Source organism: Streptomyces sp. NPDC021093, assembly GCF_044333135.1.
Classification (GTDB): Bacteria; Actinomycetota; Actinomycetes; order Streptomycetales; family Streptomycetaceae; genus Streptomyces.
The window spans coordinates 39,933-63,417 of sequence record NZ_JBIRQJ010000006.1 but is presented as its reverse complement, the minus strand read 5'-3'; the positions used below and the strand labels follow the sequence as shown (position 1 = coordinate 63,417).

The following is a 23,485-nucleotide window of genomic DNA, read 5'->3' as shown; positions in this document are numbered from 1 at the left end:
CTGAAGCTGAAGCGCTGAATGGCCGTGGCGGTGGCAGGGGTTGGGCTTGTCAGCTGCAGCAGCCGCCGCCGCAACAGCCTCCGCCTGAGCCCGCCCCTCCGGACGGTGCGGAGGATGCGGCCGTGCCGCCGACGGCTACGGCGGAGAGCAGCTTGACCGTGTCCTCGTGGCCTGCCGGGCAGAGGGCGGGGGCGGAGGAATCGGCCATGGGACGGGAGAGTTCGAAGGTGGTGGCGCAGGGGCGGCAGCGGTACTCGTAGCGGGGCATGGGGACAGGGTAGTGCGGGGGTGAGGCGGGGGTGCGCGGTCGCGGAGGGGGTGCGCTCCGCGTGGGGGCCGCCCCCTTGCCCACCCGCCCCCCCCCAAGCTCTCAACTTCGTTCGAGCAGGGGGGACCCCCGCCAAGCTCTTAAGGAGCAGGGGAGACCCCACTGCCCCAGGGGGCGGCCCCTGTGCCCAAGGAGGCTGGGCGTCGGGAGTGCCTAAGGGAGCCAGGTGTCGGGAGTGCTCACGGCGGCTAGGTGCTTGTGCTTCTTTCTTCGCGGATTTCGGTCACCACTCGGGTGACCGTGCGGCGGACCGCTTCTGTTTCCGTGAGGAAGTGCCAGTAGTCGGGGTGGCGGCCCTCCAGGGCGGCGATGGCGCGGTCCAGGCGGGCCACCGCGTCGTCCAGGGGGCGGGCGTGGCGCGGATCGGGGGTGTTGCGGCCCGCCATGGCCAGGCGCTGGGCGTCGCGGATGGCGAAGCGGGTGCGCTGGATTTCTTGTTGCGGGTCCTTGGACACCGCGTTCAGGCGCTGGAGGCGGTCGGATGCCGCAGAGACGGCTTCGTCGGTGCCGTTGAGAAGGGCTCGTACCGTACTGAGCAGGGAGGTGGCGTCCGGCCAGCGCTGTTCGTCGCGGGCCTTCGACGCCTCCTTGAGGCGCTGTTCCGCCAGGCGTACGTTCTCCGCGGCCTCGGCCGGGACCTGCTGGAGGTCCTGCCAGCACGCCGCCGTGAACCGCCGCCGCAGTTCGCTCAGTACCGGGTCGACCTTGCCGGCGCGGGTGGTGAGGGCCTGGGCCCTGGTGCGGAGCGAGACCAGGCGTTTGTCGATTTCCGCCGCCCGTTCCGGGAGGCGCGCTGCTTCCGCCCGTACGGCTTCGGAGTCGCGGGTCACCTTCTCCGCGCGCGAGAGGGTCTCGGGCACGCCGTGCTGGCCGGCGCCCTGGTTGAGCTTGGTCAGCTCGGGGGCGAGGGCGGCGAGGCGCGCCGCGAGGTCGTCCGCGCGCAGGCCCGCGGCCCGTACCGCGTCCAGCGCGTTGCTCGCGGCGAGGAGGGACTGCCGGGCCCGCTCGACCGCCGGGGCCAGCCGGGCGAGCTGGGTCTCCGCCTTGTCGAGCAGCGGCCCGAGACTCTGCGAGAACCGGTCAAGTTCGCCCTTGACCCGTACGAGCTCGTCCTTGGCCTTGCCCAGGTCGGCCCGGGCCCGTGACGCGTCGCCGCTGTCGAGGTCGTCGCGATCCAGGTCGTGGGCGTCGACGGCGGTGATGTAGGTGTGCGAGACCTCGTCGATGCGCTGCCCGAGCGTCGCGAACTGCGTCGCCGTGCGCTGGGCGCCCGGCGAGCTGTCCACGGCGGAGATCGTCTCGATCGAGATCCGCAGGTCCCGCTGCGCGGTGTCCAGGTCGTAGAACGCGGCCGCGGCCGCGTCCTTGGCCGCCTGCGCGTCCGCCCGCGCACTCTCGCTGCGCCCGCCGAACCAGCGCCGGGTGCCGCCGCCCGCGAAGGAGGCGAGGCAGAGGGGCAGGAGGGCTGCGGGCAGCAGCATCAGCGTCAGTGCGTCCCGGACGCCGTGCGGTTTCGCAGGCGTACCGGGTCCCGGAGCGGACGAGCCGGGACCCACGGGAGGCGCGACGGGTCCCGCAGCAGACGTACCAGGCCCCGCAGTAGACGTGCCAGGTCCTGGAGCAGACGTGCCAGGCACCGCCGCAGACGCACCAGGGCCTGATTCGGACGTGCCGAGCCCCGGTTCGGACGTGCCGGGTTCCGGATCAGGACGGTGCTCTGCCCGACGGCGTACTCGCTGCGTGTACGGCTGCGCGTCTGTCGCCGTCACATCCCTCTCCCGTGCTGTGTCCGTCCTGCCTGGCCCGGCCTGTTCATTGTCCCACCAGGTAATGACGAACACACGGGCCGGTTAGTTCACGCTTTGGAGAGTGATTTCTCCGTTGTCGGTGCGGGCCTTCACCACATGGGTGCTGCTGTCGGCCTTCGGCACGTCCACCGTGATCTTGCCGTTGGCGCTCGACGTGTCGACCTTGTAGGTCGCCTTCGGCAGGCCGAGGTGGATCTCCCCGTTGTTGCTGCTGCTGTCCACCAGGTCGGGTACGGCGGTGAAATTCAGTTTGACCTGCCCGTTGTCGGTCTCGGCGCGCACGGACTTCGTGGCGATCGCCTCGCCGTCGATCCTCCCGTTGTTGCTCTCCAGGTCGAGCTTGCCGCCGCTCATGTCCTTGATGCGGACCTCGCCGTTGTCCGTCTTGACCTTCAGGTCGGTGTCGAAGCCGGTTGCCTGTACGCGTCCGTTGTCGTTGTCCACCGTGAGCGCGGTGCCGCGCGGCACCTTCACCGAGTGCCGGGCCTCGCAGTTCGAGGAGAGGCCCGAGCAGCCCACCTTCAGCGTCAGGGTGTCCCCGTCGATCTTCCACACGGGGTCGGGGCCGTTTCCGAAGAACACCCACCCGTCCACCTGCCGCTCGACCTGGATCTCCTTGACGTCGGCCGGAACCACATCGACGGCCGAGTTGTCGGACTTGATGGTCAGGGCCTTGCCACTGAACGCGAAGTTCTTCTTCTCCACCGGCGCGTCCGAGACGTCCGTGCCGCATCCGGTGGCGGCCAGTGCGACGAGAACAGCCCCGCCCGCGGCGAGAAGAGTGCGGGTCCTGAGTGCGGTCCGGACTGCCATGGTGTGTGTTCCCCCTACTGCGTACGGTCGGTATGCCTCCACGATAGGAACCCGGGATCACCCCGCACGATCCGGCCGTCCACCGCATCAGGGGTGGGGGTAACCCCCGGTCCGATCCCCCCACCAGGTTCAGGACCGGTCCCGGATCCTCTCCTGACCAGCACACGCCCCGGATCTGGATTGCGGAGGTGCCCCCCTGGCCATGTACGCTGTTGCCTCATGCCCGGGCGCGTAGCTCAGGGGTAGAGCGCCGCCCTTACAAGGCGGATGCCGGCGGTTCGAAACCGTCCGCGCCCACCACGTACGAAGGCCCCCGACCGATCACGGTCGGGGGCCTTCGTACGTCGTACCGCCACCTCGTACCGCCCACGTGGCGCCGCTGTCCGCCCACGTACCCGCCACCTCGTACCGCCTACGTGGCGCCGCTGTCCGCCCACGTGGTGCCGCTGGGGGACCGGCGCCGGGCTGCCGCGGGCGGGCCGTTGTCAGTGCTGCTGGCTACCGTTGTCGTATGTGCCGCAGTATCAAGACGCTTCGACCGCCCGCGATCCCGGAAGAGGCCACGGAGGAGGAGATCGCCGCCGCCGCGTTGCAGTACGTGCGGAAGGTCTCCGGATTCCGGGCCCCGGCCGCGCACAACCAGGAGGTTTTCGATCAGGCAGTGGGGGAGGTGGCCGAGGCAACGGCCAAGTTGCTGGCCGGACTTGAGGTGCGCGGGCGGCGTACGACATAGGCCGCGAGGACGCCCGCGACGGTCAGTGCCAGCACCGAGATCCCGGTGCTGATCCACCCCGCGCCCAGCCACTGGCCGCCGAAGTAGCCCAGGCTCACGCTGTAGAGGGCCCAGGCCACGCCCGCCAGCGCCGACCACGGGACGAACTCCTTCGCCCTGCGGTGGGCCGCACCCGCGCCCAGTGACACCACCGAGCGGCCGGCCGGGGCGAAGCGCGCCACGACGACCAGGATGCCGCCGCCCTTGCTGAGTGCGTTGCCGAGACGTTCCTGCGCCGCGGACAGGCGGCGCGAGCGGGAGATCGCCTTGTCCAGGCGGGCTCCGCCGCGCCAGGCCAACCGGTACGCCACCAGATCGCCGAGCAGTGAGGCGGTCGCCGCGCACAGGGCCAGCAGGAGCAGCTCGGGGACGTCCTGGGCGAACGAGTCCGGGACGGTCGCGTTGGTCGCGCCGGCCGCGGCTGCGGTGGCCGCGGTGATCACCAGAACACCGCTCGGCAGGATCGGGACGAAGACGTCCAGCACGATCGAGACGCCCACGACCGCGTATATCCACGGACCGGCGGTCAGTGACCCCAGACTCTCCAGCACTGCGAACTCCCCGGCTACGGAAAACAACGCCGCGACGTCGCATAGGGGAGCGGCAGGGGCGGCTTAACAGCGATCCACCTTACGCCTGGTGGGAGTGCTGATTACGCCCGATACGTCTGATGTCGGGGAGATCACGTCGGCCCTATGACCGCGGTCACGTTCACCCGATTGCCGCATTCGGTGCGACGGTGCGCCCGGGGCGCGCGGAGTGTGGTGGTGGGGGCGGACACAGGGGGCCGGGGCAGGGGGACACCCAGGGGGCAAGACGAAGGAGTCGCCATGACCGGTCGGATTCGGGTGCACGAGCGTGTACGGACCATGGGCGCGGTGGCGGCCGCCGTGCTGCTCGCCGGAACGGTCGGGACGGCCGGGATCGCCGGGACGGCTTCGGCCGCGTACGCCGAGGACGGCAGCAGCAAGGGCGCGGGCGGCCGGGGCGCCGACAGCAGAGGCGGAGACGGCCAGGGCCTCACGGTCGACGGACGCTTCGCTCCGGCCTCGGCCTTCGTGCCGCCGGGGGCCGTCTCGTACGACCCGACGCTGGTGCCGGCCGGTGGCTGGATACAGGTCCGGCAGAAGACCGACCGGAAGGGGACGACGGTCACCGTCCGGGTGAAGGGGCTCGGGCCGAACCACGCGTTCGGGATGCATGTGCACGAGAAGGCGTGTGGCGTCGACCCCGCTGCGGCCGGGAAGCACTACCAGCACGTCAAGGACCCGAAGCTGGTCAACCCGGACAATGAGGTGTGGCTCGACCTCACCACCGACGGGTCCGGCAGCGCCGGGGCGACCGCGCACCACGTGTGGGGGCTCCCCAAGGGCGCGGCCAACTCCGTGGTTCTGCACCGCGAGCAGGGCGGCGCGGGTGACAGGGTCGGCTGCTTCACGGTGCCGTTCGGGGACTTCAGGACCGGCGTGAAGTGAGCCGAGCGGCAGGAAGAGCTCGGAGGGGTGCCCCGGGCCGCTGAGCGGGAACGGCCCGGGGCGCCACTGATTCCGTACTGGTGCCTGTGCGAGAGGCCCCTACAGGGCCGCTGCAGGCCCGTACGAGAGTTCCGTACGGCAGAGCGGCAGCCTCAGGCGGACGCTGCCACCCGCTGCTTCCCCTGGACCGTGCCCGGCTGCTGCCCGCGCCGTGCCGTCAGCAGACCGTCGACCGCCGCCGCGCCGGGCCCGGTGAAGACCAGCAGCAGGAACGTCCAGCAGAACATCGCCGACGCCTCGCCGCCGTTCTGCATCGGCCACAGCGCCTCCGGCTGGTGCACCACGAAGTACGCGTACGCCATCGAGCCCGAGGAGATCAGCGCCGACGTCCTGGTGAACAGGCCGAGCGCCACCAGGACTCCGCCGACCAGCTGGATCACCGCCGCGTACCAGCTCGGCCAGGCGCCCGCGGCCACGGTCGCGCCGGTGCCGCCCGCACCGCCCAGTACGCCGAAGAGCGAGGCTGCGCCGTGGCAGGCGAAGAGCAGGCCGGTGACGACGCGGAACAGGGCGAGGGCGTACGGCCTGGCATCCGTCAGCCGCGCGGAGAGGGCGGTGGCGGGCGACTGCGCGGAGGCGGTCGACGGCGCCGATGCGGCGGATGGCGCCGATGGCTGTGCGGAGGATGCGCTCATGAGTGGGGGACTCCTTCGGTGGAGGCCTGGGGAGGGCCTGTTGGGGACGCAGCCCGAAGAGACCTGCGATGCCCAGGAGGTTAGGTAAGCCTCACTGTGCTTGCAAGTTCAACATTCGAGTAGTGACCGAATTTCGTCCTCAAGTGGCCTATCTATTACGGCAGTTGCCCCTGTTGTGTCATTCGTGTGTCAGATTTGTGGTCATGGCCGTCACCAGTCGGGCTTTGCCGTCTCCCTGACGGCTGCCGCGCGGCCGCTGTGCCTGGTCCAGCCGCAGCTGCGCCGAGCGTCCGCGCAGCGTCAGCGTCATCAGCTGGTTCCCGAACCAGGGCCCGCCAGTCCGCCGCCACTTCAGCAGCGGCTCCGCCAGTCGCCCGTGCCGTGCCAGCCGGCGCCCCAGCCGCTGCCCGGTCCCGCTCCAGCCGAAGCGGAACCCGAGCTTGATCGACGAGGGGATGCCGTTGTGCACCGGCGAGCAGGTCAGCTGGTACACCCGGGCGGTGCCGGGGTGCGCCCCGTCCGGCCAGTGGGTCGGCTCCGCGACGTACGCGTGGTGCACGTCGCCCGACAGCACGCAGACCGTCGCCGGGGCGCCGGGACCGCTGCCGACCTCCGCGATCAGCCGCGCCAGCCGGTCGAAGGACGCGGGGAAGGCCGCCCAGTGCTCCAGGTCCGAGCGCCTGCGCAGGTCCTCGGCGAACCGCGCCCACCTGCTGCCCCGGGCCCCCGCCGCCAGCGCCGCGTTCCACCCCTCCGCGTCGTGGATCAGCGGGGGCAGCAGCCACGGCAGCGAGGTGCCGATCAGCAGGTGGTCGTACGGACGGGAATCGTCCAGCGCCTGGTCGGCGAGCCAGCGCGCCTCGTCCTCGTCGAGCATCGCCCGCGCGCCCTCCTTCAGGACCCGCGCCGCCCGGGTGTCCACCATCAGCAGCCGTACGGAACCGAGGTCGCGCCGGTAGCTCCAGCGCACGCAGGCCGGGTCCTGGTCCGCGCGGGCGGCGAACCGCCGCAGGACGTCCGTGCCGTCCGGGGTGGCGCGCACCGCCGCGTACAGCTCGTCGGTGGCGAGCTCGGCGGGGGAGAGGTTGCCCAGGTGCTGGTAGACCCAGTACGACATCAGACCGCTGAGGATGCGCTCCTGCCACCACGGGGTGGCACGCATGTCGGCGACCCAGGCGGCGCTGGTGTTCCAGTCGTCGATCACGTCGTGGTCGTCGAAGATCATGCAGGTGGGGACGGTGGAGAGGAGCCAGCGCACCTCGGGGTCGAGCCAGGACTCGTAGTAGAGGCGGGTGTACTCCTCGTAGTCCGCGACCTCCACGCCCGGCGGCTCGCGCAGGTCTCGGCGGGCGGCCAGCCAGCGGCGGGTGGCCTTGGATATCTCGTCCGCGTACACCTGGTCGCCGAGCAGCAGCAGTACGTCCGGGCGCTCGGTGGTCGTACCGTCCGGGCTGTTGGCGAGCCGGGCGGCGAGGGTGTCCAGCGCGTCGGGGCCCGCCGGGTCCTTCTCGCCCTCGGCGGGCGCCGCCCACCGGCACGAACCGAAGGTGATCCGGGCCGAATCGGCCTGCGGGAGCGGGGTGTTGATGGTGCTCGGGGGAAAGGCGGAGTCCGGCAGCGGCCACACCGGGGCGGAGTCGAGCCGTACCTCGTACCGCGTGGAGCTGCCCGGCCGCAGTCCGGTCACCTGGATCAGCGCGTAGTGGTGCCCGGCTATCTGGAACGTCTCCGCGGTCCCGCCGCCGCCTTCCTCGCAGACCACCTCCGCCGTGCAGGGGCGGTCCGTCTCCACCCAGACGGTCGCGGCGTCGCCGGCCTCCCAGTCGACGTACCTCAGTACTGGTCCCAGGCGCAGCCCGGTCATGTGCCCTCCTCCGTCGTCCCCCGTGCGGGGCCAGCCCGTACGGTACGGAACGACGGAGGGGAGCGGGGAAGTTCCCCAGGTCAACTTGGCGTTGACCGCGGGGTCGGCGCTGGAACCGGCGGCGGGTCCGGCGCCGGTTCCGTGGCGGGGCAGCGGTCCCGCGGCGGACTCAGCAGTTCTTGAGCACGCCCTCCAGGGCCGACTTCTCCGCCTGGTCGACGGTCAGCTTCCAGTGGTGCTTCACATGCACCCACATCTGCGCGTACGTGCAGCGGTAGGCGGTCCGCGACGGCAGCCACTCGGCCGGGTCCTTGTCGCTCTTGGCCTGGTTCACGTTGTCGGTGACCGCGATGAGCTGCGGGCGGGTGAGGTCGTTGGCGAAGGACTGCCGGTCGGCGGTCGTCCAGTTCTTGGCGCCCGAGCGCCACGCCTCGGCGAGCGGCACCATGTGGTCGATGTCCAGGTCGGAGGCGGCCGTCCAGGTGGCCCCGTCGTACTCCGAGAACCAGCTGCCCTTCACCGCCGCGCACTTGGAGTCCTGCTCGACGTCCTTGCCGTCCCGCTTCAGGACGACCTCGCGGGTGTTGCAGGCGCCGGACTGGGTGGACCAGTGCGGGAACTTCTCCCGGCTGTAGCCGTCCGAACTGCCCTCGGCCCCGACGGTCAGTGCGGCCAGGTAGGTGCGTGCGGTGGCCGCGTCGACCGGCGGGGGCGGCGAGGCGAGCGCACTCGGGGCGGTGGTGAGCAGGCCGGTGACGGCGAGCGCGGCGGCGCTCGCGGCGACGGCGGTGCGACGCGCGTAGAACTTCGCGGACGGTGCTGCGGCGTGGCGTGACATGCGAACTCCCGAGCTGGGGGGGGGGAAGTTGAGCCGCGCGTCCCGTCAACTCCCGCGCAGCCAGGCCATCGTGGCGACACCGGGTTTCCGGGAGGCGTGCGCCAGGTAACAGCGTGGCGACATGGGCACGTCATATCAAGGAGTTCTCAAGGAGTTCGAAGGCATTCACTGAACCTGACGATCCGACACCACGCGCACACGCCCGTGCATTTCATGGCCGCCCGAACCTAGGGTTGCCCGGTGACCGCCGCCCAGTCCGCCGCCACGCTGCTCCCCGTCAACGTCACCCTCGGCGCGGTCCTCGCCGTACTCCTCGTCCTCGCGGTCACCGTCGTCGCGTACGCCCGGCTGTCCGGCGACGGCTCCCGCGGGCGGGGCCGGGACATCGCGGTCGCCGGGGTGCGGGCCGCCGTCCAGCTCGCCGTCGTGGCCCTCGCCATCGGGTGGGTGGCGCGCTCGGGATGGCTGCTGTGCGGCTTCCTGCTGCTGATGTACGGGGTCGCGGTACGCACCGCGGGCCGCCGTCTCACGCGTAACGGCACCTGGTGGTGGGCGGCCGTGCCCATCGGGGCATCGGTGGCGCCCGTGGTCGTGGCCCTGCTGCTCACCGGGCTCGTCCCGCCGCGCGGCATCGCGCTGATCCCCGTCACCGGCATCCTGATCGGCGGCGCGCTGACCGCGACGGTGCTGGGCGGGCGGCGCGCGCTGGACGAACTGACGGGGCGGCGCGGCGAGGTGGAGGCGGGGCTCGCGCTGGGGCTGCTCGACCGGGAGGCGCGGCTGGAGGTGGCCAGGCCCGCCGCGTCGGACGCGCTGCTGCCGGGCCTCGACCAGACCAGGACCGTGGGTCTGGTCACACTGCCCGGGGCGTTCGTCGGGATGCTGCTCGGCGGGGCGTCACCGGTGATGGCGGGGGCGGTGCAGTTGTTCGTACTGGTGGCGCTGCTGGCCGTGCAGGCGGTGGCGGTGGCCGGGACTCTGGAGCTGGTGGCCCGCGGGCAGCTGCACAGGGACTGACCGCCCGCACCCATGCTGAGCTGGGCTTGCGGTGCCGGTGGGGTCGTCACGTACCCTGTTCGGAGCAGAAGGGGAGTAGCTCTTCGCCGGACCGTCGACATACTGCTGAGCACGCTCAGCCGGCGCCCGGAGGCAGAGGGGAACGGACCGTTCCCGTCGGCCAGCGAGACCTTCGGCCGCAGTTGTTCTCGTATGTTTTCGATGACGCTGTCGTGCCGAAGCGACCCCGGAAACAGTCAGGTCTCTCGGTTCGGGCAGCCCGACCGATTGAGGAAAACCCCTTCCATGATCAGCTTCACCATCATGGCCATCACCTTCGGGACCGTGTTCCTGGCCGAACTCCCCGACAAGACGGCTCTCGCCGGACTGATGCTCGGCACCCGCTACCGCGCGAGCTACGTCTTCGCGGGCGTCGCCGCCGCCTTCCTCGTGCACGTCTGCATCGCCATCGCGGCGGGCAGCGTGCTGACCCTGCTGCCGCAGTGGATCGTGCAGTCGGTGGTGGGCGTGCTGTTCCTGGCGGGAGCGCTGGTGCTCCTGTTCAAGAAGGACGATGACGACGAAGAGATCAAGCCGCCGCGGGACCAGTCCTTCTGGAAGGTCTCCGGCGCGGGCTTCATGCTCATCCTGGTCGCCGAGTTCGGCGACATCACGCAGATCATGACGGCGACGCTGGCCGCCCGCTACGACAACCCCGTGTCGGTGGGCATCGGCGCGGTCCTCGCGCTGTGGGCCGTCGCGGGCCTCGGCATCGTGGGTGGCCAGGCGCTGATGAAGCGGGTGCCGCTGCGGCTGATCACCAAGGTGGCGGCGTGCCTGATGCTGGCGCTGGCGGCCTTCAGCCTCTATGAGGCGATCGCGGGCTGAGGCTCGGCAGGCGTACGAAGGAGGGGCGGCCCGCAGTGATTGCGGGCCGCCCCTCCTTCTGTGTGCGTACGCGTTCTCAACCTGCGCACGCGTGTGCTTGCGGAATTCCGCGTCCGTACGGAAGCGGTGGTTCAGGCCGTGATGTGCAGGGCCGTCGTGCCGTCGGGGGCGGTCTCGATGCGCACCTGCGTCAGGTCCGCCACCAGCGCCGTCGGGTCGTGCGCGCCCGCGCGCGGGCCGATGCCCAGCACCCGCATTCCGGCGGCCCTGCCCGCCGCGATGCCCGCGCCGGAGTCCTCGAAGACGATGCAGTCGGCCGCGTCGAAGCCCAGTTCGGCGGCGCCCTTGAGGAAGCCCTCCGGGTCCGGCTTGCTCGCGCCGACCAGCTCGGCGGTCACGCGGACCTTCGGCATCGGCAGCGCGGCGGCCGTCATCCGGGCCTGCGCCAGCTTCTCGTCGGCGGAGGTGACCAGGGCGTGCGGCAGGTTCGCCAGCGCGGCCATGAAGGCGGGGGCGCCGGGGACCGGGACGACACCGTCGGTGTCGGCGGTCTCCCTGGCCAGCATCACCTTGTTGTCGGCGTGGTTGAGCTCCATGGGGCGGTCCGGGAGGAGGACCGCCATCGTGGCGTAGCCCTGCCGGCCGTGGACGACCTTGAGCGCCTCGACCGGGTCCAGGCCGTGCTCGACCGCCCACTCCCGCCAGCAGCGCTCGACCACGGCGTCGGAGTTGACGAGCGTGCCGTCCATGTCCAGGAGGAGGGCCTTGAAGGGCAGGACGGTGGTGCTGGGCATTTTCAGACTCCAGGGCGCGAGCTTGCGGATGCTTGGGTGCGCGGGCTTGTGCAAAGAAACAAGCGGTTCCGTCCACCGGTCAGGGTACGCGGACGGAACCACTTTGTTCTTGAACGATACAAAACAGGGAGGGCGCGCGCCACCCCGCCCCGTGGTGCGGAAACGAGATTCGGGTCACGGAGCGGGTCGCGAAGCCGGTCACGGAGTGGGTCGCGAAGCCGGTCGCGGAGCGGGTTGCGAAGTCGGTCGTGCAGTCGGCCGTGCGGCCCGTCACGGCTCGTCGGTGTAGTCCTCCAGGGAGGCGCGGGTGGCCGGGCCGTAGACGCCCTCCGGGTCGTCGTCGATGCCCATGCGCGACTGGTACGAGGCGACGGCGGAGGTGACGCGGGAGGTGTAGCGCCCGTCCAGTGCGCCGTTGTAGAGCCAGACCTGGGACAGCCGGTCCTGGAGCTCCGTCACGTCCGGGCCGGTGGAGCCCTGCGCGAGGGAGCCGGGCGGCAGGGTCTCGGCCGGGGGTTCGGACGTCGGCGGGGCGACCGGCGAGGACGCGGGGGCCGTCGGAGCCTTCGACGGAGGGGGCACCGGCCTGCGCGAGGGGGCCGTTGAGCGGGTCGCGCGCGTCGGCGTGGGGCGTGCGGTGCGAGAAGCGGTCGCGGTCGGCGACGGCGGTGCGGAGGCGGTGCGCGACGGGGTGCTCTCGGCGCGCGACTCGGTGACCCGCGTGGGGACCGCGGTGGGGGTGCCGCCGGCGGGGAGCGCGCGGGTGTCGCCGGGGTCGCTGTCGAAGGCGCCCACGGCGAAGGCGGCGCCGGTGAGGATCACGGCGGCGGCCGTGGCGGCCAGGAGGACGGCGCCTCGGCCTCGGCGGCGACGGGGCGGTTCGTCGGCGTACGGGGCGGACTCGTCGGTGAACGGGGCCGGTCCGTCGGTGTGGGGGGCGGGTCCACCGGTGCGCGGGGCAGGTCCGTCGGCGTACGGGGCCGGTCCGTCGGTGTACGGGGCCTGGACTGCGCGCAGCGGCATGGTGTGGTCGGAAGGCGGGCCGGGAGCAGGGGGCTGGGCTGCGGCCGGGGCCGGGGTCGGGCGTGCGGTGCCCGGTGTCCGGGGCGCTGTCCCCGGTGCTCCGCCCCCGGGGCCGTGCTCCTCGTCGAATGCCGGAAGGGTCGAGGTGTCCGGCGGGGTGTCCTCCTCCGGGCTGCCCAGGTTCACGTACGGGCGGATGCGGAGAGGGTTGAAGTCCTCCGCGTCGGCTATCGCCGCCGTACGTTCCGCGTGGTGTGCGTCCGCGGCCCGGCGGGCGCAGTCGCAGGTGGGGGCACCCGGGCCCGGTCTGTTTCCGTCCGGTGCTGCCCGTTCCGTACCGCATTCAGGACATAGGTGTCCGTTTTCCATGGGGTCCCCTCCCTCGAACTGCCAGCGATTATGCAGACCCGGGCGCCGGGGCCCAATGGCCAGGGCCGGGGCGGGGCCCGCTCGGCAGGCCGTATCCGTACAGAACGACCAGGATGGAGGTATGGCTCAGGAGGATCGGCAGGCACACCAGCCTCAGCAACCGCAGCGGGCCCAAGGCCGACAGGGCCAGGAGCCGCCGCACGGTCCCGCTCCCGCGCCCGGTGAAGGGCTGCCGCAGCGGGCCGTGCTCGTCTCCATCGGTGCGCTGCTGCTCGGCATGCTGCTGGCGGCCCTCGACCAGACCATCGTGTCGACCGCGCTGCCGACGATCGTCAGCGATCTCGGGGGCATGAACCACCTGTCGTGGGTGGTGACCGCGTACATGCTGGCCGCGACCGCCGCGACCCCGCTGTGGGGCAAGCTCGGCGACCAGTACGGGCGCAAGAAGCTCTTCCAGACGGCGATCGTGATCTTCCTCGTAGGGTCCGTGCTCTGCGGCATCGCGCAGAACATGCCGCAGCTCATCGCCTTCCGGGCGCTGCAGGGGCTCGGCGGCGGCGGGCTGATGGTGCTCGCCATGGCGATCGTCGGGGACATCGTCGCTCCCCGGGAACGCGGCAAGTACCAGGGGCTCTTCGGGGCCGTGTTCGGCACCACCAGCGTGCTCGGGCCGCTGCTCGGCGGACTGTTCACCGAGCACCTGAGCTGGCGCTGGGTCTTCTACATCAACCTGCCCGTCGGCATCGTCGCCCTCGTCGTCATCTCCGCCGCCCTGCACATGCCCGTCCGTACCACCAAGCACCGCATCGACTACCTCGGCACCTTCCTCATCGCCTCCCTCGCCACCTGCCTCGTCCTCATCGCCTCCCTCGGCGGCACCACCTGGGCATGGGCGTCGCCGCAGATCGTCGGGCTCGGAGTGCTGGGCGTGGTGGTGCTCGCCGCCTTCATCCATGTGGAGAGGCGGGCGGCGGAGCCGGTGCTTCCGCCGAGGCTGTTCACGGTGCGGACCTTCGTCCTCAGCTCGGTCATCAGCTTCGTGGTCGGCTTCGCGATGTTCGGTGCGATGACGTACCTGCCGACCTTCCTGCAGGTGGTGCAGGGGGTCAGCCCGACCATGTCCGGCGTGCACATGCTGCCGATGGTGCTCGGCATGCTGATCTCCACCACGGGGTCCGGGCAGATCGTCAGCAGGACCGGCCGCTGGAAGGTCTTCCCCGTCGTCGGCACGGCCGTCACGACCGTCGGCCTGTATCTGCTGCACCAGCTGACCGCGACCAGCAGCACCCTGCAGATGAGCCTCAGCTTCTTCGTCTTCGGCGCCGGGCTCGGCCTCGTCATGCAGGTGCTGGTGCTGATCGTGCAGAACGCGGTGCCGTACGAGGACCTGGGCGTGGCCACGGCGGGCGCGACCTTCTTCCGGTCGATCGGGGCGTCGTTCGGCGTCGCCGTCTTCGGCACGATCTTCACGGGGCGGCTCGACGGCAAACTGTCCGCCGCCCTGGCCGGGCAGCAGCTGCCGCCCGGTCTCGACGTCGCCCGGCTGGAGTCCGACCCGCGGGCCATCGCCCGGCTCCCGGCCGCGCTGCGGCCCGAGGTGCTCGACGCGTACGCCTCCGCGATCACCGATGTGTTCCTGTACGCGGCCCCGGTCGGCGTCGTCGCCTTCGTCCTCGCATGGTTCCTCAAAGAGGACAGGCTGCGCGGCTCCGTCACCGCCCCCGAGGCGTCGCAGACCCTCGCTGCCAACCCCGTCGAGCGGTCCTCGCACGACGAGGTGGCGCGGGCCCTGTCGGTGCTGGGCACCCGGGACGGACGCCGGGCCGCGTACGAGAGGATCACCGCGCGGGCCGGGTACGACCACCTCCCCGCCGCGAGCTGGCTGCTGCTGCGGATGCGGCGGGGCGGACTCGTCCAGCCGGCGCTGCTGGCCGAGCGCAGCACCGTACCCCCCGAAGTGATCTGGGAAGCGGCACGGCAGACCGAGGAGCGCGGGCTGGCCAGGCGCGAGGGGCTCGCGCTGCTGCTGACGGACCGGGGCGCGGCCGTCGCCGACCGGCTGGCGGTGGCTCGCGAGGAGTCCCTCGCGGAGCTGCTCGGCGACTGGTGGGTGCCCGAGCGGTACGACGACCTTTCCGAGCTGGTGGAGCAGTTGAGCGGCGAGATGTGCGGGTCGGACGGGGAGCGGCCGACGGGGACGGCAGAGGTGCGGAGGGAGCGGCTGGGCCGCTGAGGTCCGGTGGCCGGCGGGCGTCGGGCCTCTCTCAGGTGCGTCAGCCTCCGTCAGTTCTTCATGTCAGGTCCTTCGTGTCGGGCGAGTCCGTCAGGTCCTTCACGAACCAGTGCTCCGCGTACTGCTTCGCGTTGAGCGCCTCGACCTCCCGGTAACCGTGCTTGGTGTACAGGCCGCGCGCCTCCACCAGGTCGTTGCGGGTGTCGAGCTGGATGCGCTTGGCGCCGTACGCGCGTGCGGTCTTCTCGATCGCCTTCAGCAGCCGCCCGCCGCCGCCCGTGCCGCGCGCTTCGGGACGTACGAACACCCTCGTCAGCTCGGCCAGTTCGGCGTCGAGCAGGACCATCCCGGCGCATGCCGACGGTTTGCCCTCGTAGCGCCCGACGACGAACGTGCCGGTCGGCGGCACCAGCAGATCCGTGCCGTCGTCGGTCAGCCCCTCGTCGATCTCCCGCTCCGTGGCGGGGCGCTCCCAGTAGCGGCTCGCGACCTCGTCGTAGTAGTCGCGGCGCAGCGTGGTCGCGTCCGGAGTGCGGGGGTGTTCGGTGGTGATGATCCAGGTCATCGCATCTCTGTACCCGAGACGGCGGCCGTTTGGCCACCGGATTACGGGCTACCCGGTGTGGCGAGGGGCCGTGCACCTGCGGGCCCCGAGCCCGAGCACCGCGCACCGTGCACCCGGGTCCCGAGCACCGAGTCCGGACACCGGACACCGAGCACCGAGCACCGGAAAGGCAGAGCATGTCCACAGTCCTGATCATTGTGCTGATCGTGGTGGTAGTGGTCGCCGTCGCGGCTGCCGTCGTCTTCCTCGGTCCCGGACGGGGCCGGGTGGGCGGCGGGGGTCTGAAGCGGCGGTTCGGCCCCGAGTACGAGAGGGTGCTGGCCCGGCACGGCGGCGACGCCCAGGCGGCCGAGCACGAGCTGAACGAGCGGGTGAAGCGGTACGGCGGCTTCCGCCCGCGTGAGCTGCCGCGAGAGAGGCACGAGAGTTACGTCGCCCACTGGGCCGGAGTGCAGGAACAGTTCGTCGACTCCCCGCAGAAGGCGGTCGCCGAAGCGGACCGGCTGCTGTCGGCGGTCGCCGTCGAACGGGGCTATCCGGACGGCGAGACCGAGCAGTTCGAGGCACTGTCCGTGCACCACGCCACGCACCTCGACGGTTTCCGCCGGGTGCGGAGCGCGGCACGCGGCGACGGCGGTACGGAGGAGATGCGGGAGGCCGTGGTCGAGGCCCGTGCTCTGTTCGAGGCGCTGGTGACGGATCCGCGCCCGCTGGGCCGGCACACCAAGGGGAGTGGAGTCTGACATGACGTACGAGGCCGGAAACGAGAGGCCCGCGCACAGTGGGCAGGGGCAGGGGCAGGGCCGTGGTCAGGGTGGGGACGCCGGGGCACACCGGGTGCCGACCCCCTCGGAGCGCGGCGCGGAAGCAGAGCCGGACGCGCTGCACGACCCGGCGCAGGCCGGTCAACCGGGCCGCACCGCACGGGACTTCGGGGTGACCGGGGCGGGCGGATCGAACGAGGTCGGCCCGCTGCACCGGCCGTCGGAGGGGCAAGGAACGGTACCTGGGCCGCCGGTTCCGTCGACACAGACACAGACACAGACACAGGCACCGGCACAGGCACCGGGCCAGGGGCGCGGCGCACATCTCCTTCCGCACGGTGAGCGCGACAAGCTGGGGCTGCGCCTCCAGCAGGCCGTCAACCACTTCGTCGACGAGCCGCGGCGTGCGGTCGAGGAGGCCGACCACGTACTGGAGGAGGCCACCCGTCACGTCGCGGAGACCCTTGCCGAGCACCGCCGTTCGCTCCGCGGCGCCTGGGAGTCCGAGGACCGGGAGGCGGAGACGGAGGAACTGCGGGTCGCCCTGCGCAAGTACCGCGAGGTGACGGAGCGGCTGCTCCAGATGTAGACCGGAAGGCCGGGCGACCGGAAGAACCGGACGACCGGATACAAGCCGGTCCCAGGCGGTCCCGGGCGGTCTCAGGCAGTCTTCGGACCGGCCTGCTGGACCACCTCGAACGACCACACGGTGGAGCCGGAGGCGGCGGGCTTGGGACGCTCGCCGCCTTCTCCGCCGCCCGCTCCGCGCTGGTGCGCCTCCTTCATCGGGCCCTCCATCCACGCCTTGAAGGACTCCTCGTCGCGCCAGCGCGTGTATACGAGGTACTGGTCGGTGCCCTCGACGGGCCGCAGCAGCTCGAACCACTCGAACCCGTCGGAGCTCTCCACGGACCCGGCGCGCGACGAGAACCGCTTCTCCAGGACCTCCCGCTGCTCGGCGGGCACGGTCAGTGCGTTGATCTTCACGATGCTCATGCGTTCCATCCTGCCGTACGGGACTGACACCGGGCGGGGCGGGCAGCGGTGCGCGGTCCGCTCGGACGCCGTTGTCAGTGGCGGTCGGTAGTGTCGTTGGTCCGGGGATCTTGGGCCCGGGAGACCGGGAGACCGGGAGGCGGGGAGGCCGGGCGCCGGGAAGTCGGGGGGCCGGGACACGGGGAGTTGGAGAGGCGAGGGGGACGGTCATGTGGGACGGGGCGGAGATCAGGCGGTTTGCCGAGCGGTGGCTGGGGCTGACCGGGAGCGGGGACTTCGTGCGGTCGCCGGCCGGGCTGTGGCTGGCGTTGGGCGTGGTGGCGGCCGGGGCGAAGGGCGAGACCGCCGACGAGCTGCGGCGACTGCTCGGGTTCGCGGGGGACGACGCGGCGAAGGCCGTGGGCGAGGCGGAGCGTGTGCTTCGGGGCACCGAGGCGCTCGGGGTGGCGAGCTGTGTGTGGAGCAGGGTGCCGGTGCACCGGGAGTTCCAGGAGGCGCTGCCGGGGGTGGCCGTGGGGCGGCTCGATCCGGCGGAGATCGACGACTGGGTACGGGCCGTGACGGGCGGTCTGGTCGAGCGGCTGCCGGTGCGGTTGGGGGACGACATCCTGCTCGCGGTGGTGAATGCCCTCGCGCTGAAGGCCCGTTGGGAGGTCCCCTTCGAGCCCTGGGCGACCCGGGAGTGCGACTTCATGGATGCCGCGGGGACACGGCACCGGGTGCCGACCATGCACAAGGGGGTTCCGCTCGCGGACGCCTGGACGGTCGGCCCGACCAGGGTGGTGGAGCTCCGCTGCCGTGCGGAGCAGGGCGGTGCCCCGGCCAGGGTGCGCTTCCTGCTGGGGGCGGAGAGTGCCGGGCCGCGGGACGTACTGCCCGCCGGGTGGGCCGGGCCGGGTGACAGGGTGCCGCTCGACACCGACCTCGTGGCGCTGGCACTGCCCCGGCTCTCGCTCCGTACGACCGTCGAAGTGACCGGCCACCTGGCCGCATGGGGCATCCACCGGGCGACCACGGAGTCCGCCGACTTCTCCGGGATGTCCCCGGAGCCCCTCGCCGTCTCACGGGTGGTGCAGGAAGCCGTCCTCAAGGTCGCGGAGGAGGGGGTGGAGGCTGCCGCCGTGAGCGTGGTGCCGATGGCGGCCGGTGCCGCACCGCCCCCGCTGCGTACCGAGACGATCCGCTTCGAGCGGCCCTTCGGGGTCGTCGTGCTCGACGCGAGCGGGGAGGTCCCGCTGTTTAATGCGTGGCAGGAGGGCGTCCCCAACGGCTAGAACAGAGCCTTGTGTTCATCGTTGTCGCACTCATCGATGTCGCATTCGTTGTTGTCGCAGAGGCTGGGAGTCACCCGTGTCGGGCCAAGGTGTCGAGGCGTTCTTCTCCGGCGGGCGGCTCACGTCCGTACCGCGCAAGCCCGCCCGTCGCGCGCAGTTGCTCGCGCATCTGACCGAGACCCTCTTCGTCTCCGGCCGCGACTACACCGAGCGCGAGGTCAACGACGCGATCCGGGCCGTGCACGAGGACTGTTCGGCGCTGCGCCGCTATCTCGTCGAGGGCGGCTTCCTGTCCCGTACGAAGGACGGCAGCAGCTACCACCGCATCAGCGCGTAGGCGCACGGACAAGGGTCATGTCCTGACCCGAAGCTCCTTGATTCCGTTCAGCCAGGCCGAGCGCAGCCGTCGAGGGTCGCCCGCCAGGTGCAGGTCCGGGAGTGCGTCCGCGAGGGCGTTGAAGATCAGGTTGATCTCCAGGACCGCGAGGGACTTGCCGAGGCAGAAGTGCGGACCGCCGCCGCCGAAGCCCAGGTGCGGATTCGGGTCGCGGGTGATGTCGAACTTCTCCGGCTCCTCGAAGACCTCCGGGTCGTGGTTGGCCGAGGAGTAGAACATCCCGACCCGGTCGCCCTTCTTGATCCGCTGCCCGCCCAGCTCCAGGTCCTGCGTCGCGGTCCGCTGGAAGGACACGATCGGCGACGCCCAGCGGACGATCTCCTCGGCGGTCGTCCCCGGGCGCTCCCTCTTGTACAGCTCCCACTGCTCGGGGTGGGTGAGGAAGGCGTGCATGCCGTGGCTGATGGCATTGCGGGTGGTCTCGTTGCCGGCCACGGCCAGCAGGATCACGAAGAAGCCGAACTCGTCGGAGGCCAGGTTCCCGTCGCCCTCCGCCGCGACCAGCTGCGACACGATGTCCTTGGCCGGGCACTCCTTGCGCGCGGCCGCCAGGTTCATCGAGTACGAGACGATCTCCATGGCGGCTTCGGCGCCGATCTCCTCGGTGATCGCGTACTCGGGGTCGTCGTACGCCGCCATCTTGTTGGACCAGTCGAAGATCTTGCTGCGGTCCTCCTGCGGCACGCCGATGAGCTCGGCGATCGCCTGGAGGGGGAGTTCCACGGCGATGTTCGTGACGAAGTCGAAGCTGCCGTCGCCCTTCTGGGACTCCGCCACCGCCGCCTCGACGATCTTCCGCGCCCGGTCGCGCAGCGCGTCCTCCAGGGAGCGGACGGCGCGCGGGGTGAAGCCGCGCTGCACGATCTGGCGGACCCGGGTGTGCTCTGGCGGGTCCATGTTCAGCATGATCAGCTTCTGGACCTCTATCTGGTCGCGGCTGATCGACTCGTTGAAGCGGATCACCGCGGTGTTGGTGTTCGAGGAGAACAGCTCGGGGTGCGTGGAGACGTACTTGACGTCCTCGTGCCGCGTCACCACCCAGTAGCCGGCGTCGTCGAACCCGGAGATCCCGGGTGTCTGCGCACACCACCAGACGGGTGCGGTCTGCCGCATCGCCGCGAATTCGGGGAGGGGGATGCCGGACTGGAGTACGTCGGGATCGGTGAAGTCGAACCCTTCGGGGAGGACGGGGCAGGACATCGGCAACTTCCTCTCACTGACGCATCACTGGCGCACGTCTGACGACCCATCAGAAGTTGTCCGCAAGGTAGTAACGAGTTCTACAAGTGGCAAGACCCTTGCGCAGTCGGGCCGTTCTTCACGAGACTGGCAGCAGAACTAGAACGCGTACTAATTCTTCCTGGATTCCTGCTCTGCAATCCTGCTGAAGACTCCGGTACCTGGTGAGAAGAGGACGAGCTCATGGCCGCGGAACCCGTCATCGTCGAAGCCGTACGCACCCCCATCGGCAAACGCGGGGGCGCGCTCGCCAACCTGCATCCCGCCTATCTGCTCGGTGAGACCTATCGGGAGCTGCTCGGCCGCACCGGCATCCCCGCCGACTGCGTCGAGCAGGTCGTCGGCGGCACCGTCACGCACGCCGGTGAGCAGTCGATGAACCCGGTGCGCAACGCATGGCTGGCGATGGGGCTTCCGTACGAGACGGCGGCGACCACCGTCGACTGTCAGTGCGGCTCCTCGCAGCAGGCCAACCACATGGTCGCGAACATGATCGCGGCCGGAGTCATCGACATCGGCATCGGCTGCGGTGTCGAGGCGATGTCCCGGGTGCCGCTGGGCAGCGGCTCCAAGCACGGGCCGGGCAAGCCCTTCCCGGACGAGTGGAACGTGGATCTGCCCAACCAGTTCGAGGCGGCCGAGCGGATCGCCAGGCACCGGGGGCTGACCCGGGAACGGGTCGACTCGCTGGGCCTGTTGTCGCAGGAGCGGGCGGCGACCGCATGGGCGGAGGAGCGCTTCAAGCGGGAGACGTTCGCCGTGCAGGTGCCGACGAACGAGGAGGAGCAGGCTGCGGGCCAGGGCATGTGGCGGCTCGTCGACCGGGACGAGGGGCTGCGCGACACGTCGATGGAGGCCCTGGGCGCGCTGAAGCCGGTGATGCCGACGGCCGTGCACACCGCGGGGAACTCCTCGCAGATATCCGACGGCGCGTGCGCGCTCATGTGGGCGTCGAAGCGGATGGCGCGGGCGCTCAAGCTCAAGGCGCGGGCCCGGATCGTCGCGCAGGCGCTGGTCGGATCCGACCCGCACTACCACCTGGACGGGCCGATCGACGCGACGCGGGCGGTGCTCGGCAAGGCGGGCATGTCGCTCAAGGACATCGATCTCGTCGAGATCAACGAGGCCTTCGCCTCGGTGGTGCTGAGCTGGGGGCAGGTCTTCGAGCAGGACCTGGAGAAGGTCAATGTGAACGGCGGCGCCATCGCACTCGGTCATCCGGTGGGCGCGACCGGAGCCCGGCTGATCACCACGGCGCTGCACGAACTGGAGCGCAGGGACAAGGAGTTCGCGCTGGTCACGATGTGCGCGGGCGGGGCGCTGGCGACGGGGACGATCATTCAGCGGCTGTGAGGACGCGGGTGCGGCGCGGGTACGGCGCAGGTACGGTGCGGGTGCGGGCGAGAACGGTCCGTGGGCAGTGCTCCGTGGGCAGTGCGCGGGGTGCCCTGCGGTTTGCCGCATTCTGGGGGTGGTGTTGAGCGCACCTCAACAGTGCGGCCAGCCACATGGTGGTGGATCAGCGGCGTACCTAATGTCGAGACATGAAGCAAACACGCGCTGCAACTACCGCACTGGTCACCGCCGTTGCTCTCGCCGGTCTCGCAGCAGCTCCGGCGCTGGCGGCCACGGCACCTACCGTCACCCCGGCTGCCGCTGCCATACCGGCCGCCTCCGCGCCGGCGGCGCAGAAGCACGCCGATCGGGGCGCTCTGCTCTCCGTCACCCCGCTCGGCGAACTGGACCGGGGCGAGGTCGCCGCGTTCGTGGCCAAGGGGGGCGTCGAGGCGGACGCGCAGCTGGTGCGGTACGGCCTCGCCGCATACCGGCTGACGTACCGGACGGTGACGCCGCAGGGCGCCCCGACCACCGCCACCGGACTGTTCGTGCTGCCCAAGGGGCTGCCCAAGAGCGGCGACCGCCGCTTGCCGATCGTCTCCGACACGCACGGCACCATGGTCCACCGCGACTATGCCCCCTCCGTGGGCGACGACTTCGGCCGCCTCTCGCCCTACCTGTACGCGAGTACGGGCCGGGCGGTCGCGGCCCCCGACTACCTCGGGCTCGGCCAGGGGCCCGGCCTGCACCCGTACATGGACACCAAGTCCGCCGTCACCGCCACGGTCGACATGCTGCGGGCCTCGCGGCAGGCAGCGAAGCAGCTCGGCCGGGCGCTGAACGGCGACGTCTACGCCACCGGCTTCTCGCAGGGCGGCCAGGTCGCGATGGCGGTCGGCCGTGAGCTGGCCCGGGGCGCCGGCAGCACCGGCGGCGACCGGCACTTCCGACTGAAGGCCCTCGCCCCCGTCGCCGGACCGTACGACCTGAGTGGCACGGAGATACCGGCGCTGTACGACGGCCGGGTCAACCCGATGAGCGGCCTCTTCTACACCTCGTACTTCCTCACCGCCCAGAACCGGATCCACCCCCTCTACAAGGACCCCGCCGAGGTCTTCCGGCAGCCCTACGCCAAGGTCGTCGAGCAGCTCTTCGACACCAGGCACACCGAGGAGGACGTCGTCAAGAACCTGCCCGGCTCGGTGAAGGAACTTCTCACCCCCGCCTTCTACGAGGAGATGCGCCACCCCAGCGGCGCACTGCTCAAGGCGATCGAGGCCAACGACGGCACCTGCGACTGGAAGCCCAGGGTGCCGGTGCGGCTCCACACCTCGTCCGGCGACACCGACGTACCCATCGGCAATGCGCGCACCTGCGCCGCCGACCTGGCGGACAACGGGCTGAAGGCCCCGGTGGTCGACCAGGGGGAGGTCGACCACTTCGGGGCCTTCAAGAAGTCCATACCGCAGATAGCGCGGTGGTTCGTCGCACTGGGCCGGTAGGGACCAGTGAACGGCAGGGCTCAGTACCAGTGGTTCTGCTGCCAGAAGTCCCACGCGCCACACGGGCTGCCGTAGCGGGATTCCATGTAGTTCAGACCCCACTTGATCTGGGTCTTCGGGTTTTCCTTCCAGTCCGCGCCGGCCGAGGACATCTTCGACGCGGGGAGCGCCTGGACCAGGCCGTACGCACCGGAGGAGGCGTTGGTGGCGTGGTGGTTCCAGCCGGACTCCTGCGACACGATGTTGCTGAAGCACTGGTACTGGGCCGCGGGCATCATCTGCCGGGCCACGTCCTGGGCGGACGCGGGGGCCGCCGCTGCCGGGGAGGACGATCCGAGGACGGCACCCGCAGCACCCAGCAGGGCGGTGGCGCCGACGACGGCGGTCTTCTGGCGGGCGGTGAAACGGCTGATGAAAGCGAACGACACGAAGGGGGCCTAACGTCGGGGACAGAACCGCCGCACGCGATGCCCTGAGGCTTCGGGGGGAGGGGCACCACGGCGGAAAGCGGAGC

24 protein-coding genes and 1 tRNA gene are annotated in these 23,485 nt (G+C 71.1%); 12 read left to right on the top strand and 13 right to left on the bottom strand.

The window, feature by feature from the left end; genetic code table 11:
• Positions 1-49 precede the first annotated feature (49 nt).
• From ACH4SP_RS19360 to ACH4SP_RS19350, 3 genes are all read right to left on the bottom strand, one after another.
• Entirely contained in the window at positions 50-268 is a 219-nt protein-coding gene (locus ACH4SP_RS19360; protein ID WP_398416476.1) for a zinc ribbon domain-containing protein, read from the bottom strand.
• Positions 269-516: 248 nt separating this feature from the next.
• Positions 517-1,884, bottom strand: a complete 1,368-nt coding sequence (locus ACH4SP_RS19355; protein WP_398416474.1) for a hypothetical protein — start codon at positions 1,882-1,884, stop codon at positions 517-519.
• Positions 1,885-2,178: 294 nt separating this feature from the next.
• Positions 2,179-2,949 (bottom strand): DUF4097 family beta strand repeat-containing protein, encoded by a 771-nt coding sequence (locus ACH4SP_RS19350; RefSeq protein ID WP_398416472.1) that lies wholly within the window; start codon positions 2,947-2,949, stop codon positions 2,179-2,181.
• Positions 2,950-3,174: 225 nt separating this feature from the next.
• Here ACH4SP_RS19350 and ACH4SP_RS19345 point away from each other — a divergent pair.
• Both ACH4SP_RS19345 and ACH4SP_RS19340 read left to right on the top strand, forming a co-directional pair.
• A tRNA-Val gene (locus ACH4SP_RS19345) sits at positions 3,175-3,249 on the top strand.
• 211 nt (positions 3,250-3,460) lie between these two features.
• Positions 3,461-3,682, top strand: a complete 222-nt coding sequence (locus tag ACH4SP_RS19340; RefSeq protein WP_398416469.1) for a DUF2277 domain-containing protein — start codon at positions 3,461-3,463, stop codon at positions 3,680-3,682.
• Here the strand turns inward: ACH4SP_RS19340 and ACH4SP_RS19335 are convergent.
• Positions 3,604-4,272, bottom strand: coding sequence for a DedA family protein (locus ACH4SP_RS19335; protein WP_398416467.1), 669 nt, complete (start codon positions 4,270-4,272; stop codon positions 3,604-3,606). The genes ACH4SP_RS19340 and ACH4SP_RS19335 overlap by 79 nt on opposite strands.
• Positions 4,273-4,551: 279 nt before the next feature.
• On the opposite strand from ACH4SP_RS19335, the gene ACH4SP_RS19330 reads away from it, so the two are divergent.
• Positions 4,552-5,196 carry a superoxide dismutase family protein gene (locus tag ACH4SP_RS19330; RefSeq protein WP_398416465.1) on the top strand — a complete coding sequence of 215 codons (645 nt, stop codon included), beginning with the start codon at positions 4,552-4,554 and terminating at the stop codon, positions 5,194-5,196.
• 152 nt (positions 5,197-5,348) lie between these two features.
• Here ACH4SP_RS19330 and ACH4SP_RS19325 read toward each other — a convergent pair whose 3' ends face one another.
• From ACH4SP_RS19325 to ACH4SP_RS19315, 3 genes are all read right to left on the bottom strand, one after another.
• Entirely contained in the window at positions 5,349-5,891 is a 543-nt protein-coding gene (locus ACH4SP_RS19325) for a DoxX family protein (protein ID WP_398416463.1), read from the bottom strand.
• A gap of 178 nt (positions 5,892-6,069) precedes the next feature.
• Complete coding sequence (locus ACH4SP_RS19320) at positions 6,070-7,755, bottom strand: alkaline phosphatase D family protein (protein WP_398416461.1); 1,686 nt, start codon at positions 7,753-7,755, stop codon at positions 6,070-6,072.
• A 169-nt stretch (positions 7,756-7,924) separates the two neighbouring features.
• Positions 7,925-8,593, bottom strand: coding sequence for an HNH endonuclease family protein (locus ACH4SP_RS19315; protein WP_398416459.1), 669 nt, complete (start codon positions 8,591-8,593; stop codon positions 7,925-7,927).
• 240 nt (positions 8,594-8,833) lie between these two features.
• Here ACH4SP_RS19315 and ACH4SP_RS19310 point away from each other — a divergent pair, with 240 nt between their 5' ends.
• Together ACH4SP_RS19310 and ACH4SP_RS19305 are read left to right on the top strand one after the other, a co-directional pair.
• Positions 8,834-9,610 (top strand): ABC transporter permease, encoded by a 777-nt coding sequence (locus tag ACH4SP_RS19310; protein WP_398416457.1) that lies wholly within the window; start codon positions 8,834-8,836, stop codon positions 9,608-9,610.
• Between the two features lie 285 nt (positions 9,611-9,895).
• Positions 9,896-10,477 (top strand): TMEM165/GDT1 family protein, encoded by a 582-nt coding sequence (locus ACH4SP_RS19305; protein ID WP_398416454.1) that lies wholly within the window; start codon positions 9,896-9,898, stop codon positions 10,475-10,477.
• 131 nt (positions 10,478-10,608) lie between these two features.
• On the opposite strand, the gene ACH4SP_RS19300 is transcribed toward ACH4SP_RS19305, so the two are convergent.
• Together ACH4SP_RS19300 and ACH4SP_RS19295 are read right to left on the bottom strand one after the other, a co-directional pair.
• Entirely contained in the window at positions 10,609-11,271 is a 663-nt protein-coding gene (locus tag ACH4SP_RS19300) for an HAD-IA family hydrolase (RefSeq protein WP_398416452.1), read from the bottom strand.
• A 270-nt stretch (positions 11,272-11,541) separates the two neighbouring features.
• Complete coding sequence (locus ACH4SP_RS19295) at positions 11,542-12,480, bottom strand: peptidoglycan-binding protein (RefSeq protein ID WP_398416450.1); 939 nt, start codon at positions 12,478-12,480, stop codon at positions 11,542-11,544.
• Positions 12,481-12,784: 304 nt separating this feature from the next.
• Here ACH4SP_RS19295 and ACH4SP_RS19290 point away from each other — a divergent pair, with 304 nt between their 5' ends.
• A complete protein-coding gene (locus ACH4SP_RS19290) occupies positions 12,785-14,896 on the top strand; it encodes an MDR family MFS transporter (RefSeq protein ID WP_398416446.1) in 2,112 nt (703 codons plus the stop codon).
• Between the two features lie 58 nt (positions 14,897-14,954).
• Here ACH4SP_RS19290 and ACH4SP_RS19285 read toward each other — a convergent pair whose 3' ends face one another.
• Positions 14,955-15,461 carry a GNAT family N-acetyltransferase gene (locus ACH4SP_RS19285; protein WP_398416444.1) on the bottom strand — a complete coding sequence of 169 codons (507 nt, stop codon included), beginning with the start codon at positions 15,459-15,461 and terminating at the stop codon, positions 14,955-14,957.
• Between the two features lie 176 nt (positions 15,462-15,637).
• Between ACH4SP_RS19285 and ACH4SP_RS19280 the strand changes: the two genes are divergently transcribed.
• Both ACH4SP_RS19280 and ACH4SP_RS19275 read left to right on the top strand, forming a co-directional pair.
• The gene (locus ACH4SP_RS19280; protein WP_398416442.1) at positions 15,638-16,204 is read left to right on the top strand and encodes a hypothetical protein; all 567 of its coding nucleotides are present in this window, start codon (positions 15,638-15,640) and stop codon (positions 16,202-16,204) included.
• A 1-nt stretch (position 16,205) separates the two neighbouring features.
• Complete coding sequence (locus ACH4SP_RS19275; RefSeq protein ID WP_398416440.1) at positions 16,206-16,814, top strand: hypothetical protein; 609 nt, start codon at positions 16,206-16,208, stop codon at positions 16,812-16,814.
• A gap of 71 nt (positions 16,815-16,885) precedes the next feature.
• On the opposite strand, the gene ACH4SP_RS19270 is transcribed toward ACH4SP_RS19275, so the two are convergent.
• Positions 16,886-17,221 (bottom strand): antibiotic biosynthesis monooxygenase family protein, encoded by a 336-nt coding sequence (locus tag ACH4SP_RS19270; RefSeq protein ID WP_398416438.1) that lies wholly within the window; start codon positions 17,219-17,221, stop codon positions 16,886-16,888.
• 209 nt (positions 17,222-17,430) lie between these two features.
• On the opposite strand from ACH4SP_RS19270, the gene ACH4SP_RS19265 reads away from it, so the two are divergent.
• Both ACH4SP_RS19265 and ACH4SP_RS19260 read left to right on the top strand, forming a co-directional pair.
• The gene (locus ACH4SP_RS19265; protein WP_398416436.1) at positions 17,431-18,495 is read left to right on the top strand and encodes a serpin family protein; all 1,065 of its coding nucleotides are present in this window, start codon (positions 17,431-17,433) and stop codon (positions 18,493-18,495) included.
• Positions 18,496-18,571: 76 nt separating this feature from the next.
• Positions 18,572-18,832: a DUF2087 domain-containing protein gene (locus ACH4SP_RS19260; protein ID WP_398416434.1), complete on the top strand. Its 261-nt coding sequence runs from the start codon at positions 18,572-18,574 to the stop codon at positions 18,830-18,832.
• A gap of 15 nt (positions 18,833-18,847) precedes the next feature.
• On the opposite strand, the gene ACH4SP_RS19255 is transcribed toward ACH4SP_RS19260, so the two are convergent.
• Positions 18,848-20,092, bottom strand: a complete 1,245-nt coding sequence (locus tag ACH4SP_RS19255; RefSeq protein ID WP_398416432.1) for a cytochrome P450 — start codon at positions 20,090-20,092, stop codon at positions 18,848-18,850.
• 222 nt (positions 20,093-20,314) lie between these two features.
• Between ACH4SP_RS19255 and ACH4SP_RS19250 the strand changes: the two genes are divergently transcribed.
• Both ACH4SP_RS19250 and ACH4SP_RS19245 read left to right on the top strand, forming a co-directional pair.
• A complete protein-coding gene (locus ACH4SP_RS19250; RefSeq protein ID WP_398416430.1) occupies positions 20,315-21,484 on the top strand; it encodes a steroid 3-ketoacyl-CoA thiolase in 1,170 nt (389 codons plus the stop codon).
• A gap of 191 nt (positions 21,485-21,675) precedes the next feature.
• Positions 21,676-22,971 carry an alpha/beta hydrolase family protein gene (locus ACH4SP_RS19245; RefSeq protein ID WP_398416428.1) on the top strand — a complete coding sequence of 432 codons (1,296 nt, stop codon included), beginning with the start codon at positions 21,676-21,678 and terminating at the stop codon, positions 22,969-22,971.
• 20 nt (positions 22,972-22,991) lie between these two features.
• On the opposite strand, the gene ACH4SP_RS19240 is transcribed toward ACH4SP_RS19245, so the two are convergent.
• The gene (locus tag ACH4SP_RS19240; RefSeq protein WP_398416425.1) at positions 22,992-23,399 is read right to left on the bottom strand and encodes a transglycosylase SLT domain-containing protein; all 408 of its coding nucleotides are present in this window, start codon (positions 23,397-23,399) and stop codon (positions 22,992-22,994) included.
• Between the last annotated feature and the right edge of the window lie 86 nt (positions 23,400-23,485).

Excerpts from the sequence above, each read along its gene's own strand:
- ACH4SP_RS19300 (WP_398416452.1), bottom strand. The coding sequence starts at position 11,271 with ATGCCCAGCACCACCGTCCTGCCCTTCAAGGCCCTCCTCCTGGACATG.
- ACH4SP_RS19350 (WP_398416472.1), bottom strand. The coding sequence starts at position 2,949 with ATGGCAGTCCGGACCGCACTCAGGACCCGCACTCTTCTCGCCGCGGGC.
- ACH4SP_RS19290 (WP_398416446.1), top strand. The coding sequence starts at position 12,785 with ATGGCTCAGGAGGATCGGCAGGCACACCAGCCTCAGCAACCGCAGCGG.
- ACH4SP_RS19270 (WP_398416438.1), bottom strand. The coding sequence starts at position 17,221 with ATGAGCATCGTGAAGATCAACGCACTGACCGTGCCCGCCGAGCAGCGG.
- ACH4SP_RS19285 (WP_398416444.1), bottom strand. The coding sequence starts at position 15,461 with ATGACCTGGATCATCACCACCGAACACCCCCGCACTCCGGACGCGACC.
- ACH4SP_RS19255 (WP_398416432.1), bottom strand. The coding sequence starts at position 20,092 with ATGTCCTGCCCCGTCCTCCCCGAAGGGTTCGACTTCACCGATCCCGAC.
- ACH4SP_RS19265 (WP_398416436.1), top strand. The coding sequence starts at position 17,431 with ATGTGGGACGGGGCGGAGATCAGGCGGTTTGCCGAGCGGTGGCTGGGG.
- ACH4SP_RS19325 (WP_398416463.1), bottom strand. The coding sequence starts at position 5,891 with ATGAGCGCATCCTCCGCACAGCCATCGGCGCCATCCGCCGCATCGGCG.
- ACH4SP_RS19360 (WP_398416476.1), bottom strand. The coding sequence starts at position 268 with ATGCCCCGCTACGAGTACCGCTGCCGCCCCTGCGCCACCACCTTCGAA.
- ACH4SP_RS19340 (WP_398416469.1), top strand. The coding sequence starts at position 3,461 with ATGTGCCGCAGTATCAAGACGCTTCGACCGCCCGCGATCCCGGAAGAG.
- ACH4SP_RS19280 (WP_398416442.1), top strand. The coding sequence starts at position 15,638 with ATGTCCACAGTCCTGATCATTGTGCTGATCGTGGTGGTAGTGGTCGCC.
- ACH4SP_RS19320 (WP_398416461.1), bottom strand. The coding sequence starts at position 7,755 with ATGACCGGGCTGCGCCTGGGACCAGTACTGAGGTACGTCGACTGGGAG.
- ACH4SP_RS19315 (WP_398416459.1), bottom strand. The coding sequence starts at position 8,593 with ATGTCACGCCACGCCGCAGCACCGTCCGCGAAGTTCTACGCGCGTCGC.
- ACH4SP_RS19305 (WP_398416454.1), top strand. The coding sequence starts at position 9,896 with ATGATCAGCTTCACCATCATGGCCATCACCTTCGGGACCGTGTTCCTG.
- ACH4SP_RS19245 (WP_398416428.1), top strand. The coding sequence starts at position 21,676 with ATGAAGCAAACACGCGCTGCAACTACCGCACTGGTCACCGCCGTTGCT.
- ACH4SP_RS19250 (WP_398416430.1), top strand. The coding sequence starts at position 20,315 with ATGGCCGCGGAACCCGTCATCGTCGAAGCCGTACGCACCCCCATCGGC.
- ACH4SP_RS19330 (WP_398416465.1), top strand. The coding sequence starts at position 4,552 with ATGACCGGTCGGATTCGGGTGCACGAGCGTGTACGGACCATGGGCGCG.
- ACH4SP_RS19275 (WP_398416440.1), top strand. The coding sequence starts at position 16,206 with ATGACGTACGAGGCCGGAAACGAGAGGCCCGCGCACAGTGGGCAGGGG.